At 68.2% G+C, this 15,904-nt stretch carries 16 protein-coding genes; 5 read left to right on the top strand and 11 right to left on the bottom strand.

The window, feature by feature from the left end; all coding sequences use genetic code 11:
• Positions 1-10 precede the first annotated feature (10 nt).
• The 8 genes from DEH84_RS07175 to DEH84_RS07210 are packed head-to-tail and all read right to left on the bottom strand — an operon-like array spanning position 11 to position 7,654.
• The gene (locus DEH84_RS07175; protein WP_109036076.1) at positions 11-1,402 is read right to left on the bottom strand and encodes an amidohydrolase family protein; all 1,392 of its coding nucleotides are present in this window, start codon (positions 1,400-1,402) and stop codon (positions 11-13) included.
• On the bottom strand, positions 1,399-2,196 hold the full coding sequence (locus DEH84_RS07180) for an ABC transporter permease (protein ID WP_218929770.1): 798 nt from the start codon (positions 2,194-2,196) through the stop codon (positions 1,399-1,401). The genes DEH84_RS07175 and DEH84_RS07180 overlap by 4 nt, the downstream gene beginning before the upstream one ends.
• Positions 2,193-2,972 (bottom strand): ABC transporter ATP-binding protein, encoded by a 780-nt coding sequence (locus DEH84_RS07185; RefSeq protein ID WP_109036078.1) that lies wholly within the window; start codon positions 2,970-2,972, stop codon positions 2,193-2,195. Before DEH84_RS07185 ends, DEH84_RS07180 begins: the two co-directional genes overlap by 4 nt.
• Positions 2,947-3,888: an isopenicillin N synthase family dioxygenase gene (locus DEH84_RS07190; RefSeq protein ID WP_109036080.1), complete on the bottom strand. Its 942-nt coding sequence runs from the start codon at positions 3,886-3,888 to the stop codon at positions 2,947-2,949. Before DEH84_RS07190 ends, DEH84_RS07185 begins: the two co-directional genes overlap by 26 nt.
• A 21-nt stretch (positions 3,889-3,909) precedes the next feature.
• Positions 3,910-4,911, bottom strand: a complete 1,002-nt coding sequence (locus DEH84_RS07195; RefSeq protein WP_109036082.1) for an ABC transporter substrate-binding protein — start codon at positions 4,909-4,911, stop codon at positions 3,910-3,912.
• 56 nt (positions 4,912-4,967) lie between these two features.
• A complete protein-coding gene (locus DEH84_RS07200) occupies positions 4,968-5,741 on the bottom strand; it encodes an ABC transporter permease (protein WP_109036084.1) in 774 nt (257 codons plus the stop codon).
• Positions 5,738-6,565: an ABC transporter ATP-binding protein gene (locus tag DEH84_RS07205; RefSeq protein WP_109036086.1), complete on the bottom strand. Its 828-nt coding sequence runs from the start codon at positions 6,563-6,565 to the stop codon at positions 5,738-5,740. Before DEH84_RS07205 ends, DEH84_RS07200 begins: the two co-directional genes overlap by 4 nt.
• Before the next feature lie 33 nt (positions 6,566-6,598).
• Positions 6,599-7,654, bottom strand: coding sequence for an ABC transporter substrate-binding protein (locus tag DEH84_RS07210; RefSeq protein ID WP_109036088.1), 1,056 nt, complete (start codon positions 7,652-7,654; stop codon positions 6,599-6,601).
• A 180-nt stretch (positions 7,655-7,834) separates the two neighbouring features.
• Here DEH84_RS07210 and asd point away from each other — a divergent pair, with 180 nt between their 5' ends.
• Together asd and DEH84_RS07220 are read left to right on the top strand one after the other, a co-directional pair.
• Positions 7,835-8,674, top strand: coding sequence for an archaetidylserine decarboxylase (gene asd / locus DEH84_RS07215; RefSeq protein WP_109038261.1), 840 nt, complete (start codon positions 7,835-7,837; stop codon positions 8,672-8,674).
• A 275-nt stretch (positions 8,675-8,949) separates the two neighbouring features.
• Positions 8,950-9,684 carry a c-type heme family protein gene (locus DEH84_RS07220; protein WP_109036090.1) on the top strand — a complete coding sequence of 245 codons (735 nt, stop codon included), beginning with the start codon at positions 8,950-8,952 and terminating at the stop codon, positions 9,682-9,684.
• Between the two features lie 10 nt (positions 9,685-9,694).
• Here the strand turns inward: DEH84_RS07220 and DEH84_RS07225 are convergent, their stop codons facing one another.
• Complete coding sequence (locus DEH84_RS07225) at positions 9,695-10,624, bottom strand: pseudouridine synthase (protein ID WP_109036092.1); 930 nt, start codon at positions 10,622-10,624, stop codon at positions 9,695-9,697.
• Complete coding sequence (trhO, locus tag DEH84_RS07230) at positions 10,621-11,499, bottom strand: oxygen-dependent tRNA uridine(34) hydroxylase TrhO (protein ID WP_109036094.1); 879 nt, start codon at positions 11,497-11,499, stop codon at positions 10,621-10,623. Before trhO ends, DEH84_RS07225 begins: the two co-directional genes overlap by 4 nt.
• Before the next feature lie 97 nt (positions 11,500-11,596).
• Between trhO and DEH84_RS07235 the strand changes: the two genes are divergently transcribed.
• Genes DEH84_RS07235 through DEH84_RS07245 form a run of 3 tightly spaced genes read left to right on the top strand, consistent with a single transcriptional unit; the run spans position 11,597 to position 14,974 of the window.
• A complete protein-coding gene (locus DEH84_RS07235; protein WP_245932706.1) occupies positions 11,597-13,315 on the top strand; it encodes an alkaline phosphatase D family protein in 1,719 nt (572 codons plus the stop codon).
• Between the two features lie 42 nt (positions 13,316-13,357).
• Positions 13,358-14,194, top strand: coding sequence for a PEP-CTERM sorting domain-containing protein (locus DEH84_RS07240; RefSeq protein WP_109036098.1), 837 nt, complete (start codon positions 13,358-13,360; stop codon positions 14,192-14,194).
• Between the two features lie 12 nt (positions 14,195-14,206).
• Positions 14,207-14,974, top strand: coding sequence for a hypothetical protein (locus DEH84_RS07245; protein ID WP_109036100.1), 768 nt, complete (start codon positions 14,207-14,209; stop codon positions 14,972-14,974).
• A 21-nt stretch (positions 14,975-14,995) separates the two neighbouring features.
• On the opposite strand, the gene DEH84_RS07250 is transcribed toward DEH84_RS07245, so the two are convergent.
• Complete coding sequence (locus DEH84_RS07250; RefSeq protein WP_109036102.1) at positions 14,996-15,859, bottom strand: CHAD domain-containing protein; 864 nt, start codon at positions 15,857-15,859, stop codon at positions 14,996-14,998.
• Between the last annotated feature and the right edge of the window lie 45 nt (positions 15,860-15,904).

Genomic DNA, 15,904 nt, shown 5'->3' on the forward strand with positions numbered 1-15,904 from the left:
CAGTTCAGTGTCAGGATCGTGCGGTCTGCATGACACGCACCGCCGCTTGGGCTTCAGCGCGAAGGGCTTGCAGGTCCAGCCCGGGAATCTGGCCGTTGTCGAGCACGACCCGACCGTGGCACAGGACATGGCTGGGGCGTCCGGCGCCGCTCACCACCGGGGCCATGGCCGGGTCATGCAGACCCCACTGCCGCGGCTCGTTCAGCGGCATGACCACGATGTCGGCCGCCTGACCCGGGGCCAGGGTGCCCACGGCATCCAGCCCGAGGACGCGCGCGCCCCCGGCCGTGCCCATGTGGAGCACTTCCTCGGCCGTGATGGCATCCGGCCCACCGACGGCCCGGTGCACCATCCAGGCGGTGTGCGCTTCGTGCAGCATGTCGGCGGCCTCGTTCGAGGCTGCGCCGTCGACAGCCAGCGAGACCCGACCGCCCGCTCGGTGCAGGGCCGGCGCTGGGGCCACACCCGAGCCCAACCGGCAGTTGCTTTGCGGGCAATGCGCCATGCCGGTGCCCGTGCGGGCCAGCTTGGTCACTTCGGCAGAGGAGAGGTGCACCAGGTGCGCATACCAGACGTCTTCGCCCACCCAGCCATGCTGTTCCACGAAATCCACCGGTGAGCAGCCATGGACCTCGTGCGTGTAGCGCACGTAGTCCGACGTTTCGCTCAGATGGCTGTGCAGGCGGATACCGAGTCGGCGGGCCTCGTCCGCGATGGGGCGCAGGTGCTCGACCGGCACCGACCACGTGGGCGTGGTGGGCGCACAGACCACGCGGCGCAGGGCATCGGGCGCCGGGTCGTGAAAGCGTTGCACGTCGTGCTCGACGGCGGCCAGAAAGTCCTCCAGCGTCTCCGGTTGAACCTGTGGGGGCGGGTTGACGTCGATGCTGCGGGTGACCGTCTGGCCACCGCGGCACAGCACGAAGCGCAGGCCCAGTGCGGCGGCCTCATCAAAGACCGCCTGCGAGGCATCGAACGGCATGCCCGGGTAGTAGTGGTACTGGTGGTCGGCCACGGTGGTGCAGCCCGACAGCAGCAACTCGACCAGGCCCAGGCGCGCGGCCAGCCGCATCACTGCTTCGTGGTCGAAGTGCCGCCGGTAGGACACGGGCACGGCGCTCAGCCAGCCCATCAGGCCCAGGTTGATGCCGGCCGGAATGCCCTTGAGCAGGCTCTGGAACAGGTGGTGGTGGGTGTTGACCCATCCCGGCATGACGATGCAGCCGTGCGCGTCGATCACGCGTTCGCCGTGCTCGGGCGTGAGGTGGCCGATGGCGTCGATGCGGCTGCCACGCACACGGATGTCGGCCCCGTGGGATCGCACGTCATGCCGCATGGCGTCGCCCGCGCGGCCCGTGAGGATCGCCTGTGCGCCGCGAATCAGAAGGGAGGAGTGGCTCATCGATTGAGCTCGCTTTCGTGCCAGCCGCCCAGCGCCCAGCGTGTGAGGCACGCCAGGGCGGCGAACACGGCCACACCGGTGAGCGAGATGAGGACGAGTGCAGCGAACAGCCGCGGGATGTTGAGCTGGTAGCCTGACTGCAGGATCTGATAGGCCAACCCCGTGCCCGTGCCGCCCGTGCCAGCCACGAACTCGGCCACCACCGCACCGATGAGGGCCAGCCCCCCCGAGATGCGCAGGCCGGCGAAGAAATAGGGCAGGGCCGACGGGATGCGCAGCCGCAGCAGCACCTGCCAGCGCGAGGCGCGCTGCAGCTGAAAGTAGGCCGCCAGACCGGGGTGCACGCTGCGCAGCCCCACGGTGGTGTTGCTGATGATGGGAAACAGGGCCACCAGCGTGGCGCACACCACGAGCGACGCCGTCGGGTCCTTGACCCACACGATGATGAGCGGGGCGATGGCGACGATGGGCGTCACCTGCAGCAGCACGGCGTACGGAAAGAAGGCGGCCTCGATCCAGCGGCTCTGCACGAAGGCAAAGGCAATCAGCACGCCGAGCACGGCGGCGCTGAGGAAGGCCAGCACCGTGATCTTCACCGTCACCCACAGCGCGCCCATCAGCAGGCCGAAGTCGGCCACCAGCGTCTTCGCGATGTCGACCGGCGAGGGCACCAGATAGGAGGGCACCTGCGCCGCCACCGTCCACAGTTGCCACAAGCCGATCAGAAAGGCCGCCAGCAGCACGGGCAGCACGTACTGTTGCATGGCGGTGCTGCGGTGAAGGGCGACGCTCATGCGGTCTCCTGGCTGGCGGCGTTCAGGCTGCGCTGCAGATGGCGCACCTGCTCGTTGAATTGCGGCGAGGTGCGGTGGTCCTCGTCACGCGGCCACGGCGCCTCGATGCGGAGGTCTTCCACCACGCGACCCGGCCGCGCAGCCATCACCACCACACGGGTCGAAAGGAACACCGCCTCGCTGATGCTGTGGGTGACGAACACGACGGTGAGCCCCTGCTGGCGCCACAGTGCAAGCAGGTCGCTGTCAAGGCGGTTGCGGGTGATTTCATCGAGGGCACCGAACGGTTCGTCCATCAGCAGCAGGCGCGGTCGGGTGACAAGGCCGCGCGCGATGGACACCCGCATCTGCATGCCGCCCGAAAGCTCGCGCGGGCGGTGCGCGCCGAAGCGCCCGAGGCCGACCAGTTCGAGTGCTTCGGCCACGCGGGCGTCGGCCTCGGCTCGCGGCACGCCGGCCAGATCCAGCGGCAGGCGCACGTTCGTGGCCACGCTGGCCCAGGGCATGAGCGTGGCCTCCTGGAACACGAAGGACAGCTGCGGGTCGTGGCCCGCGTCGTGCACGGGCCGGCGTGACAGCAGGATGCGGCCGTCGCTCGGAGCCAGCAGGCCGGCCACCATCTTCAGCAGGGTGCTCTTGCCGCAGCCCGAGGGGCCGAGCAGGCTGACGAACTCGCCGGGCGCGATCGTCAGCGACACCGGCATCAGCGCCCGGGTGCCGTTGGGGTAGACCTGCTCGGCGGACAGGATCTCAATGGCTGGCGCGGGTGCGTTCATACATCTCGATGATGTGCTCGCCGGCTGTGGTGGGCGGGTAGCGCGGCGGGTTGGCTTCGTCGAAGCAGCCGGGCAGGGCCTGCACCTCGGCGTGGTAATCGATGTCGAAGAAGTAGGCCAGCGAATACCGTTCGCGGCCGTGCGGGTTGAACACGCGGTGGGGTGTGGAGCGGTAGCGGTCGTTGGTCCAGCGCGCCATCATGTCGCCCAGATTGACCACGAAGGCATCCGGCATGGGCGGCGCATCGAACCAGGTGCCGTCGGCCGCCTGCACCTGCAGGCCCCCCGCGTCGTCCTGCGCCAGCAGCGTGATGCTGCCCCAGTCGGTGTGGGCCCCACAGCCGATTTGCCCGGGCCGCACGGCCTCGGAAGGCGGCTGCGGCGGGTAGTGCAGCAGCCGAAGCACCGGCATGGGATCCTGCAGGCAGGCGTCGAACCAGCGGGCATGGAGGCCCAGGCCCTGCGCCATGAAGGACAGCACGCGCCGCGCCAGCTGGCTCAGCGCGGCCTCGTAGGCCTGCACGGCCTGCCGGAAACCGGGCACCTGGTGCTCGTCTGGCCACTGGTTCGGGCCCTGGTTCGGCGTGCCGGCCTGCACCAGCGGGTCATCCGGGCCGCGGTCGACCCCGAGGTAGAAGCTTTCCTTCAGGTCACCCGGCTGACCGGGCTCCAGCGCTTGCCAGGCCACCGGATCCCAGCCGCGGTGGATGCCGCTGCGCTCGATGTGCCAGCGGGCCTTCTCCGTGTCAGGCAGTGCAAAGAAGCGCCGAGCCGCGTCGAAGGCCGCTGCGCGCAGTGCCGGGTCCACACCATGGCCGATGAGGTAGAAGAACCCTTCGTGCCGGCAGGCGGCATCCAGCCGCTCGGGCAGGCCGTCGCGCTGGCTGAGGTCGATGACGGGCAGGCTGTGGCGCATGGACGGGTGGGCTCCGAAGGTTCAGGGCATGATTTTCAGCTGCTGCACGAACTGCGTGGTGTAGGTCTTCTTCACGTCCACCTTGGCCGGGTCCAGCAGCTTGTTGGCCACCATCATGTCGTAGGTCTGCTTCATGCGCGCGTCGGTGATCACGCCCACGCCGAGCTTCGCGGCATCGCCCCCGAACACCATGCCGACTTCCTTCATCTTGGCAATGCCATTGGCGATCAGGTCGTCCGTCATGTTCGGGTTGTCTTTCTTGATGAGCGCGTTGGCTGGGCCCGGATCGGCCGTGAGGTAGCTCTTCCAGCCTTCCATCGACGCCTTCACGAAGGCCGCCACCTGACGCGGCCTGTTCTTCACCGTGTCGGCCGTGCACACGATGGTGGTGGCGTAGGGCGGCCAGCCCAGGTCGGCCAGCAGGAACACCGAGGGCTTGAAGCCGCCCTGTTTCTCGATGCTGAAGGGCTCGGAGGCGAGGTAGCCCTGCTGGGCGATGTTCTTGTCGGCCAGGAAGGGCTGGATGTTGAAGGTGTAGGGCCGCATCTGGCTGTCGGTGAAGCCGTACTTGCTCTTCACCCAAGGCCAGTAGGTGACCATGCCCGCGCTGCCGATCAGCAGGGTCTTGCCCTTGAGCTCTTCGAAGCGGCGCACCTCGGGGTGGGCGATGATGACGGCCGGGTCCTTCTGGAAGGCGGCCGCCACCGTGACGGCGGGGATGCCCTGTTCCCAGGCCTTCATGGTCTGCACGTCGTAACCCATGATGCAGTCGGCCTGGCCCGCCACCAGCAACTGCATGAGGTTGACCTGTGGGCCGCCCATCTTGATCGTCACGTCGAGCCCGGCCTTGCTGTAGAGCCCGGTGGCCTGCGCCTGGTAGAAGCCGCCGTGTTCGGCCTGCGCGTACCAGTTGGTCAGGTAGGTGAACTTGTCGGCGGCGCGGGCCTGCGTGCCGGCACCCAGCACGGCGAGAAGGGCGAGGGCCGGGGCGGCCACACGGGACAGCGGTCGGATCGGGTTCATCGGGGCTCCTGTCAGAAAAGGGGATGGCAAGAGGATGCAGGTGCGGGGAGGCTCACTCAGTGATTCTGGCTCCCGCGGTGGGCCCAGCCGGTGGTGCGCTTTTCCACCACCGAGAACACTTCGTACATGATCATCGCCATGGCGCCCACGATGACCAGGCCGCCGAAGGCCAGGCCCATCTGCATCGCCGAGCCGGCGCTGATCAACAGGTAGCCGATGCCCTCGTTGGCAGCGGTCATCTCCGACACCGTCGTGCCGACGAAGGCCAGCGTGATGGCGACCTTCAGCGAGCCGTAGAAGTAAGGCATGGAGCGAGGCAGGCCGACCTTGATCAGCACGTCCCAGCGGCGGGCGCCGAGCACGCGCAGCACGTCTTCCAGCTCCGGCTCCAGCGTGGCCAGGCCGGTTGCAATGTTGACCATGATCGGAAAGAAGCTGATGAGAAAGGCCGTGAGCACCGCCGGGCCCACGCCGATGCCGAACCAGACCACGAGGATCGGGATGAAGGCGGCCTTGGGCAGGGCGTTGAAGGCGGTCATGAGCGGGTAGACAGCCGCGTAGGCCAGCCGAGAGCTGCCAATCAGAAAGCCGAGCAGCACGCCGACCACGATCGCGATGGCAAAGCCCACCATCGTCACCCAGAAGGTGTGCCAGGCGTGACGCAGCAGTTCGCTGTGGAACTCCGCAATCTGTGAGGCGATGCGGACAGGGCTGGGGAAGATGAACTCCGACACATCGAGTGCGGTGCACAGCACCTGCCACAGGGCGATGACGAACAGCAGCAAGGCCCAGGGGGCCCAGCGCTCCATTTGCCTGGACGAGAGGCTCATTGCGCAATCTCCGCGGTGGTCTGGATGGTGGTCGGCTTGCGCAGGGCACCGATGTGCGCGCGCAGTTCGTGCACGATGTGGGTGAACTCGGGCGTGTACGTGACCTCCAGATCACGTGGCCGCGGCAGTTCGATCTCCCGGCGCGCGAGGATGCGCCCCGGGCTGCGGCTCATCACGTAGACGGTGTCGGCCAGGAAGACGGCTTCGCGCAGGTCATGCGTCACCAGGATGACGTTGAATCCCTGCTCGGCCTGCAGATCACGCAGGGCGCACCACAGCTCCTCGCGCGTGAAGGCGTCGAGCGCACCGAAGGGCTCGTCCAGCAGCAGCATCTGGGGTTCATGGATCAGCGCGCGGCAGATCGAGGCGCGTTGCTGCATGCCACCGGAAAGCTGCCACGGGAACTTGTCTTCGTAGCCCCCCAGCCCCACGCTCTGCAGCAGCGCGCGGGCCTTCGCTTCGTACTCCTTGCGCTTGGCCTTGAAGTTCGAGCGATAGGGCTCGACGATCTCCAGCGGCAGCAGCACATTGTCGACCGTGGTGCGCCAGGGCAGCAGCGAGGGCGCCTGAAACGCCATGCCGGTGATCTTCAGCGGCCCCGTCACGGGCTCGCCGCCGATGGTGATGCGGCCCTGCGAGGGCATCTTCAGCCCCGTGGTCAGCTTCATGAAGGTGGACTTGCCGCAGCCCGAAGGCCCGACGATGGCGACGAACTCGCCCTTCCTGATCTGCAGGCTGATGTCCTCGACGGCGAACTGCTTCTTTGCGAGCAGCTCGTCGTTGTAGGCCAGCCAGACGTTCTGGAAATCAACAAACGCAGTCATCGTGGTCCTTTGGCAGCGTGCGCGCGAGCCGCTTCACTTCTTGGCGGGCAGCACATTGAGGTCGGCCGCAGCGGGCAGGTAGGCCGGCGTCCAGACAGCCTCGGGGTTCACGCGGGTCTTGGTGTTGAAGGCGTCGCCCACCTGCGAGGCCATCAGCGCCAGGCGCGGCAGCTTCACCTGGCCGAAACCTTCGGCGCGCGCGTCGGGGCTGTTGACCACCTGCTCGATGGCCAGCTTCAGGCGGCGCTTCTCGAGTTCGACGTTGATGATGCCGTCGCGGGCCTTCACCGAGTCGATGGCGGCATACGGGTTGGCCATCACCTCCTTGGCACCCTTGGCAAAGGCCTTCAGGAAGGCCTTCACGGCTTCCGGGTTCTCCTTGAGGATCCTGGCCGAGGCGATGATGGCGTTGCCATACAGCTTCACCCCGTGCTGCGCGTACGGGAACATCACGATCTCGTCCGGCTTGGCGCCGCGGGCTTCGAGGTTCAGCAGCGAGGTGAACGAGAAGCCGGTGATCGCATCGACGTCACCGCGCACCAGCATGGTTTCGCGCAGGGGCGGGTCCATGGTGATCCATGTCACGGCACCGAGCTTGTTCGCCTTGGCAAAGATGGGCCACGACTTGCGCCCTGAGTCGAACACGGGGGCGCCCAGCTTCTTGCCAGCCAGATCGGCCGGGGCCTTGATGCCCGATTTCTTCAGCGCGAACGCGGCAGCCGGCGTGTTGTTGTAGACCATCATGACGGCGACCGGCTTGTTGGGCACGTCCGGGTTGTTGGCGTGGAACTCCATGAGGGCCGCCATGTCGGCAAAGCCCATGTCGTACGAACCCGAGGCCACCCGGGTCACGGTGCCGCCCGAGCCGTTGCCGGCGTCGATCGTCACGTCCAGCCCGGCCTGCTTGAAGTGGCCCCTGGCCGCAGGTTGCAGGAACAGGGCGGCAGGGCCCTCGAAGCGCCAGTCGAGCTGAAACTTGATGGCGGTCTGGGCGTGCACCGCCGTGGTGCCCAGGGCGCCCCAGGTGAGGGCGGTGGCAGCGGCCAGGGTGGACAGCAGGGTGCGGCGGGGGCGCGAAATCGCGGTCATGGGCAGGGGCTCCAGGGTGGCAAAACTGTATACAGTTCATGTTTGCGAGAAGCGTGCCAGCGGCGTCTGCCCGATTGGCGGTGCCGGCACCCTGGAAATGGGGGCGGACGGGGACATGGACATCCCGCGCCCGTGGAGCCAGCCGATAAAATCGACCGGTTTCATCGACTGGAATCCGTGGTGTCTGATCGTCTTTTTGTCTTGTCCCAGTACATCCTGCCCAAGGTGGCACTGACCCGCCTGGCTGGCTGGGGGGCTTCGGCCCAGGGGGGGGCGCTCACCACGGCCTTCATTCGCTGGTTTGCCGGACGCTACGGCGTCAACATGGCCGAGGCCGCGCAGCCCGAACTGAGCAGCTACACCAGCTTCAACGAATTCTTCACCCGGCCCCTCAAGCCGGGCGCGCGCCCCATTGCCACCACCCGGCTGGTGTGCCCGGTGGACGGCGCCGTGAGCCAGTGCGGCCCCATCGACCGAGACCAGATCTTCCAGGCCAAGGGCCACAGCTACTCCACCACGGCGCTGGTGGGCGGCGACCGTGCGCTGGCCGCGCAGTTCGAGGGCGGTCACTTCGCCACCCTGTACCTGAGCCCGAAGGACTACCACCGCATCCACATGCCCTGTGAGGGGCGCCTGACCCGCATGATCTACGTGCCGGGCGAGCTGTTCTCGGTGAACCCCGCCACCGCGCGCGGCGTGCCCGGGCTGTTTGCGCGCAACGAGCGTGTGGTGTGCGTGTTCGAAGGCGAGAACGGCCCCTTCGTGCTGACGCTGGTGGGCGCCACGGTGGTGGGCAGCATGGCCACGGTGTGGCATGGCGTGGTGAACCCGCCGCGTCCGGGCAAGGTGCGTGAATGGCACTACGCCGACCAGCAGATCGTGCTGCGCAAGGGCGAGGAAATGGGGCGCTTCCTGTTGGGATCGACCGTGGTGATGCTGTTCCCGAAGGGCGAACTGGCCTTCAACCCGCACTGGGTGCCAGGGCAGCCGATCCGCATGGGCGAGCCCATGGTGGCCTGATCCTGTTTTTTCGCGGCCCCGGCCGCTTTCCGCCGGGCAGGGCCCGGTTACCCGGGTGCTTCAGCTGCAGGGGCACCTCGTTTGTACAGAGGTATTTGCAGTGCGACGTTCTTCTGGTGTGATGGTGCTGGGCTTTGCGGCCCTGCTGTCGGGTTCACTGGCCCTGGGTGGCTGGCAGGCCGCTGAAAGCCTGATCCTGACCCGAACGGTCAACGAGGGCCGCACCGTGGCCGACATGGCCGAGAACGTGGGGCGATGGGCCTCGCAGTACGGCGGTGTCCACGCGCGCACGCAGGGGCGCGAACGCCAGCCTGCCCGGCACCTTCCTCACGCGCTCGGTCTACGCCGTGTCGCAGGGCGATTCGGGTGTGCTGCAAGGCAGCAGGACCGAGGACCGGCTCAGCGAGCGGCAGGCGATGGAGCGCGTCGAGGCCTACCACTGGAAGAACCCGGCCCTGGTGCAGCGCGAGGTGGCCGATGTGCTGGCCGCCAATGGCAGCCGTTCTCAGTACCGGCTCACGGCCGGGTCGGTGCTGAACCGCAACAACGCCCCGAACGCCTTCGAACGCGAGGCCATCCAGGCGGTTCAGGCCGCTTTTGCCAAGCTGCCGCCTGCCCAGGCCGAGGCGCTGGTCACACCCCAGCGGGTGCCGGGCATCAGCCAGCCGGCGCCGCTCGAATACTGGCGCGTGGAGGCCGGGCGGCTGCTGTATGCGCGCGCCGTGATGGCCCAGGCCAGCTGCCTGAAGTGCCACGATGCGCCGGGCAGCGCGCCCGATTTCATCCGCACCAACCACCAGTTCAATGGCGGTGGTGGCTTTGGTTACAAGGCCGGGCAGCCGGTGGGCGTCATCAGCGTGACGGTGCCGCTGCCCTCCGTTCAGACCGTGGTCAGCGAGAGCCTGTCGCCGATGTCGATGGCGGCACTGGCCGTGGCGGCGCTGTCGGCGCTGGGTTTGCTGGGCGTGGGGTTGGGCGGCCTGTTCCGCGGACCGGACCAGACGGCCTGAGCCCGCTCGCTCAGGTGCCTGCCAGGGGCCAGTCGAGCCGCAGCGTGCTCTCGAAATGGCGCGCCTGGCCGGTCACCGGGTCCGTGAAGCGCAGCGTGCGAGCCAGCAGCTGCAGAGGGTGTCGGTAGTCGGGGGCCTCGCCTTCTGCCAGATCCGGCTGCAGCACGGGGTAGATGCGGTCGCCTTCGATGGGCAGGCCCAGCGCGTTCATGTGGGCGCGAAGCTGGTGCTTCTGCCCGGTGGTGGGCAGAAGGCGATAGCGCGCCCGACCGGCCTGGGTTTCGACGCACTCGATGCGGGTCTCGGCGTTGGGCTCGCCGGGGACTTCCTGCATGGCCATGAAGCGCTCGCTTTCGGCCAGCCGGCTGCGCCGTGTCAGCGGGAACGTCATCTCGGGCCGGTGGGCTGCAATGGCTTCATACACCTTGTGCACCTGCCGGTCGCGAAAGAGCGACTGGTAGGCGTGCCGCGCGGCGGGCTGCACGGTGAACATGACCAGACCGGCGGTCTCGCGGTCCAGCCGGTGCATGGGCACCAGCGTGTCGATGCCCAGCCTGCGCTTGAGTCGCACCAGCAGCGTCTGCTGCACGTAGCGGCCCTTCGGCGTCACCGGCAGAAAGTGCGGCTTGTCGGCCACCACGAGGTGGGCATCCTGGAAGACGATGCGTTCCTCGAACGGGATCGGATGCTCGAAGGCGAGCTGGCGCCAGTAATACAAGCGCGTCTGGGCCCGGTAGGGCGCATCGGGGGGGATGGGGTGCCCCTGTGCATCGACCACGTCGCCCTGGGCCATCCGGGCATGCCAGTCGGGGCGCGACACGGCCGGGATGCGTTCGCACAGGAAGTCGAGCACGGTGAGCCAGGCGCCGGTGGGCAGGGCCACGCAGCTGGCGCTCACGCCATCCCGGGTCGGCAGGGCCGGGCGGGCCGGACGGCTCACGTCGGATTGTCCTGCGCAGGGATGGCGTTCGCTTGCTTGGGCTGGGCCGACTCCAGCCGGCGGGCCCGCTCCAGCCGCCAGGCTTCATCAGGGCTGTCACCGTAGACCTGGTCGACCGTGGTGTCGGTTTCCTGCAAGCAGGTGTCAACCGCCACGCGGTTGTCGAACACGAAGCACTCGCCCTGCCAGTCGCGGTCGGCATCGGGCAGTTGCTGGAAGTAGTTGAGGATGCCGCCGTCGAGCTGGTAGACGTCCAGGCCGAACTGCTGCATCCAGGCGCTGGTTTTCTCGCAGCGAATGCCGCCCGTGCAGTACATGGCCACCTTGCGGCCCTCGGCCTGCCAATGCGCAGCGTGCTCGGCCACGTAGGCTGGGAAGTCGCGGAAGTTGCCCACGCAGGGGTCGACCGCACCCTGGAAATGGCCGAGGCGGTATTCGAAGCTGTTGCGGTTGTCCAGCACCACGACATCGTCGCGGGCGATCAGCTCACGCCACGCCTCGGGCGCCAGATGCTGTCCAGTGGCGCGGTCGGGCACGGCACCCGTCACCCCGGGCAGGTTGAGCGCCACGATCTCCTTCTTGCGTTGCACACGCACTTTCCAGAAAGGGCGGGTGCGGCAGGCGCTGTGCTTGAACGGCATGCCGAGAAAGGCTCCGGCCAGGCGGGCGTCGTGCTGCACGGCCTGCTCGAAGGCGGCGACGTCATCGACCGGGCCTGCCAGTGCACCGCTGATGCCTTCCTCGGCCACCAGCACGCTGCCCTTCAGCGGCTGAACCAGTTCGCGCAGCACGGCCACCACCGCGTCCGGGTCGGCGAGTGGCACGAATCGGTAGAACGAGGTGTGGACCAGGGCGGTGTCGGCGGGGGCAGGCATCACGCAATTGTCGCAAGGTTTGTCCGCTTCGCCGGAGTACGTTCGGACTACGGGGTGGCGGGTCGCACGGTGAGGCTTGTCATCGTTTCTGCGCAGCATGGCGGCTTCGTTGTTGTTGCAGTGGATCGAGACAGAGATGGACCAGAAGTTTGCCGACCGCCGGGCGTTCATCGGTGGCCTGGGGGCCGCCGCGCTGGCGATGCCGGTGTTGCTCGGCGCCCCGCGCGCAGAAGCGGCTGCACCGCCCTTCGTTCATGGCGTGGCCAGTGGGGACCCGCTGGCTCAACGCGTGATCCTGTGGACGCGGGTGACCGTCTCGGGCGACGCGAACCCCCGCGTGCAGTGGGAGATGGCGCTGGACGCCGCCTTCACGCGCTCGGTGCGCAGCGGCCTCGTCCGCACCAGCGCCACGCGTGATTTCACGGTGAAGGTGGATGTGGATGGCCTGAGCCCGGACACGGTCTACCACTACCGGTTCACTTACAACGGCACGCGCTCGCCGGTGGGGCGCACGCGCACCCTGCCGGTCGTGGCGCGGGAGGCGATCCGGCTGGCCGTGTTCTCGTGCTCCAACTACCCGGCAGGCTACTTCCATGCCTATGCGCAGGCTGCCCGCATGGCCGACCTGCATGCCGCTGTGCACCTGGGCGATTTCATCTATGAGTATGGACGGGGCGGGTATGCCTCGGACGATGCGGCCGCCATGGGGCGCGAGGTTCTGCCGCCGCACGAGTGCGTGAGCCTGTCCGACTACCGCATCCGGCATGCGCAGTACCGCACCGACCCGGGCCTGCAGGCCCTGATGGCCAGCGTGCCGATGATTGCCGTGTGGGACGACCACGAGGTGTGCAACAACACCTATCGGACTGGGGCTGCGAACCACACGGCCGGGGTCGAGGGCGACTACGTGACCCGTCGCGACGCTGCTCTGAAGGCGTACCACGAGTGGCTGCCCGTGCGCACGCCTGACACGGGCGATCTGCGCCGCATCTACCGTTCGTTCGACTTTGCCGACGTGCTGTCGCTGCACATGCTGGAGACGCGCTTGCTGGCGCGCACGGAGCAGCTGTCTGCCGCTGACTTTGTCGGCCCCGATGGCATCAATGCGGCCGCCCTGTATGCCGCGGCGAACGCACCTGATCGGGCCTTGCTGGGCGGCACGCAATTGGCGTGGCTGCAGGAGCAGATGGCTGGGTCGCGTGCCACCTGGCAGGTGCTGGGCCAGCAGGTGCTCATGGGGCACATGGACATTCCGGCCGCGATCGGGCTCGGGCAGATCTCGGTGGGCGGCTACGAGGCGCTGACGCGCAAGGCCACTGACAACCCGGGCGACCTCACGCGGGCCGAGCGCTACATCCTCGACCAGCCGGTGGTGCCGTGGAGTCTGGACGCGTGGAGCGGCTACGGCGCCGAGCGTGAGGCTGTGTTCGCGGCTGCACGACGCCTCGACCGCAACCTGGTCGTTCTGGCCGGTGACACGCACAACGCCTGGGCCAATGACCTGGTGGACCAGAGCGGCCAGCCGATCGGCGTCGAGTTCGCCACGCCCGGTGTGTCATCGCCAGGCATGGAAGCGTCCCGCCGTACGGACGACCCCGATCAACTCGCGCGCTGGATGGTGGGCAACGTGCCTCACTTGCGCTACGCCGAGACGCGCCGCCGCGGCTTCATGGTGGTCTCGGCCACGCGTGAGGCCTGCCAGTCGACCTGGTACTTCGTCGACACGGTCAAGTCCGACCGCTACCGGATCGAACCGGGCCCGACCTGGCAGACCCTGCCGGGCACCGACCAGCGCCGCCTGCTGCCCCTGGCCTGACCCCCTCCTGTTTTCCCATCCTCTGCTTTACCGGATCACATCATGAGCTTGAAACAGAATCTGGCCCTGCTGGCGCTGGCCGCCGTGCTGCCTTCGACCCACGCCGCCGTGAGCGTCACGCTGACACCCGAGGCCGGCGGCCTGGCCGCTTTCGAATACGCACAGTCGTTCGACAGCCTCCCGGCCACGGGCACCAGCCTGGCCTGGGCCAACGACAGCACGCTGGCGGGCTGGTCGCTGTTCGACAGCACCAAGGCCGCCAAGACCACCTACCGCGCCAACAATGGCAGCGACACGGCAGGCAGCTTCTACAGCTACGGCAACTCGGCAGACCGCGCTCTGGGTGCAGTCGGATCGGGCGCCACCTACTGGGGATCGCCGGCGTCGGGCGCGCTGTCGGGCTACATCACGCTGGCCTTGCGCAACGACTCTGGCCAGGCGCTGAGCAGCGTGGGCGTCTACTGGGATGCCGAACAATGGCGCCTGGGGCAGGGCAACCCGGGCAGCGATGCACTCGACTTCCGCTATGGCCTGGGCGACACGTTCAAGGGCGTGAGCACGTGGGTCAATCCGGGCGTGTCCTTCAAGTACAACTCGCCGGTGGTCAACACCACGTCGGGTGCAGGCGCAGCGCTGGACGGCAATACCAACGCCGTGTCTCTGGGCGGCGACATTGCCCTGGACTGGCAGCCCGGCCAGACCCTGTGGCTGACCTGGATCGACTACAACAGCGCCGGCAACGACCATGGCCTGGCCATCGACAACGTGTACGTGAGCACGGCCGTGGCCGCCGTGCCGGAGCCGGAGGCGGCAGCGCTGGCCCTCATTGGCCTGGGCCTGGTGGCCGGCGTGGCCCGCCGCCGCGCCCAGCGCGCCTGAGAGGGGACTGGCATGAGCTTGGTTTGCCGTGGGCCCGGGGCGCTGCTGGCGCTGGCCTGCCTGGCCGCTGCGCCGGCAGCGCGGGCCGAACTGCCCGTGAAGCTGGATGCGAGCGGGCGCTATGTGTACCGTCAGGACTTCAACAGCCTGGGCGCGGTCAGCCGTGCGTACGACTGGGTCGACAACCAGACCCTGCCGGGCTGGTCGCTGTTGAATTTCGTCGAGCAGCCGCTCGTCACGCCGACTTACCGGGGTGACATCGGTGACGACGGTTCGGGCAGCTTCTACAGCTATGGCCTCGAAGGCGATGCCAACCGGGCGCTGGGTGCCCTGGGATCCGGCAGCGCGTACTTCGGCACGCCGGCACCCGGTGCGCTGGCGGGCTACATCACCGTGGCCTTTCGCAACCTGTCGGGGCAGGATCTGGACCGCATCGCCGTGCGCTTTCAGGGACAGCAGTGGCGTCAGGGAGCGAGTGACAACCTCAACACGATGGCGTTCGAGTACGGCGTGGGCGAGGTGTTCGGGCACGTGAACTGGGTGCGTCCGGGCAAGGGCTTCGACTTCGATTCACCCTCGCCGTTGATCGGCACGCCGGAAGGGCAGGTGGTCAACGGGCGAGATCCGCTTGCCAGCGCACAGTTGGGCGGTACCTTGCCGACCGTGTGGCCGGCTGGTGCGAAGCTGTGGCTGCGCTGGGTGGTCGTCAACAACCACGGTTTCGATCACGGCCTGGCCATCGACGACGTGGAGCTGAAAGCAGAGCGCACGCCGCGCTGAGTTGTGGCGTTGGCTGCCCGCCTAGCGCCAGCACGGCGCGGCGCGGGCCAGCCGGCGCAGTGCCCGTATGGCCTCCTTGCGCGCCAGACTCTGCCGGTGCGCGATCCACGCCAGCCGGGCGGAGACGTCGGCGCCCAGCGTGCGGGGCGCCCCTTCACAGCGCTGCGTGGCCATGTGCAGGTCATGCCATTCACCCAGCTGTCTTTGTGCCGCACGCAGGCGTCGCATGTAGGCCTTGCGCGCGGCTTCCGGCAGGTGCGGGCGCAGCCAGAGCAGCGCCTGCTGCAGGCGCTTGCACCGCTTGCGCTCGCTGTGCAGGGCATCGTCGTCCAGCGTGTGCCCAGTGCGGGCGGCATCCGTAATGCGGGCATGCCATCGGTCCAGTCGGCGAACGAGGTGACGACGCCAGGCGTCCCGTTCCTCGTGGGCCAGCGGGGCCATGGCCGCCGTGTTCAGCCACTGAGCCAGTTCGTGCCAGGCGCGCATGAAGGGCGCGTCCGGCGCAAAGCACGCCGGCAGGTCGTCTCGGGCGAGGGCGACCGTGGCGCTGTCGTGCGTGGCCAGCCAGGGCGCGAGTTGTTGCCAGGCCACGTCGCCCAGCAACTCGCGCAGCACGTCCTCGTCGCGAGAGGCTCCCAGCAGGCGGAACGTCTGCGTCCAGACCAGCGATTCGGGCGCCGTGTGCCGCGCGCCCCGTGCGAGGTCGAACGCACTGCGAAGGCGCCGCAAGCCACTGCGGCACTGGTGCACCGCCTCCACGTCCACCTGTCCCTCTGCCATCCGGGCCACCGGGTCGCGCAGGTCGTCCAGGCACGTCTGCAGCCAACGCAACAGGGTGGCGTCGGCGTCGGGCAGGGTGTGCAGTCGGTGGTGCGCGTTCGACATGGCGGTCAGGCAGGCGGGCGTCGCTCACAGCGTACGCGCCGCGTG

The organism is Aquabacterium olei, from assembly GCF_003100395.1.
Lineage (GTDB): Bacteria > Pseudomonadota > Gammaproteobacteria > Burkholderiales > Burkholderiaceae_C > Aquabacterium > Aquabacterium olei.

Excerpts from the sequence above, each read along its gene's own strand:
- DEH84_RS07175 (WP_109036076.1), bottom strand. The coding sequence starts at position 1,402 with ATGAGCCACTCCTCCCTTCTGATTCGCGGCGCACAGGCGATCCTCACG.
- DEH84_RS07180 (WP_218929770.1), bottom strand. The coding sequence starts at position 2,196 with ATGAGCGTCGCCCTTCACCGCAGCACCGCCATGCAACAGTACGTGCTG.
- DEH84_RS07185 (WP_109036078.1), bottom strand. The coding sequence starts at position 2,972 with ATGAACGCACCCGCGCCAGCCATTGAGATCCTGTCCGCCGAGCAGGTC.
- DEH84_RS07190 (WP_109036080.1), bottom strand. The coding sequence starts at position 3,888 with ATGCGCCACAGCCTGCCCGTCATCGACCTCAGCCAGCGCGACGGCCTG.
- DEH84_RS07195 (WP_109036082.1), bottom strand. The coding sequence starts at position 4,911 with ATGAACCCGATCCGACCGCTGTCCCGTGTGGCCGCCCCGGCCCTCGCC.
- DEH84_RS07200 (WP_109036084.1), bottom strand. The coding sequence starts at position 5,741 with ATGAGCCTCTCGTCCAGGCAAATGGAGCGCTGGGCCCCCTGGGCCTTG.
- DEH84_RS07205 (WP_109036086.1), bottom strand. The coding sequence starts at position 6,565 with ATGACTGCGTTTGTTGATTTCCAGAACGTCTGGCTGGCCTACAACGAC.
- DEH84_RS07210 (WP_109036088.1), bottom strand. The coding sequence starts at position 7,654 with ATGACCGCGATTTCGCGCCCCCGCCGCACCCTGCTGTCCACCCTGGCC.
- trhO (WP_109036094.1), bottom strand. The coding sequence starts at position 11,499 with ATGCCTGCCCCCGCCGACACCGCCCTGGTCCACACCTCGTTCTACCGA.
- DEH84_RS07235 (WP_245932706.1), top strand. The coding sequence starts at position 11,597 with ATGGCGGCTTCGTTGTTGTTGCAGTGGATCGAGACAGAGATGGACCAG.
- DEH84_RS07240 (WP_109036098.1), top strand. The coding sequence starts at position 13,358 with ATGAGCTTGAAACAGAATCTGGCCCTGCTGGCGCTGGCCGCCGTGCTG.
- DEH84_RS07245 (WP_109036100.1), top strand. The coding sequence starts at position 14,207 with ATGAGCTTGGTTTGCCGTGGGCCCGGGGCGCTGCTGGCGCTGGCCTGC.
- DEH84_RS07250 (WP_109036102.1), bottom strand. The coding sequence starts at position 15,859 with ATGTCGAACGCGCACCACCGACTGCACACCCTGCCCGACGCCGACGCC.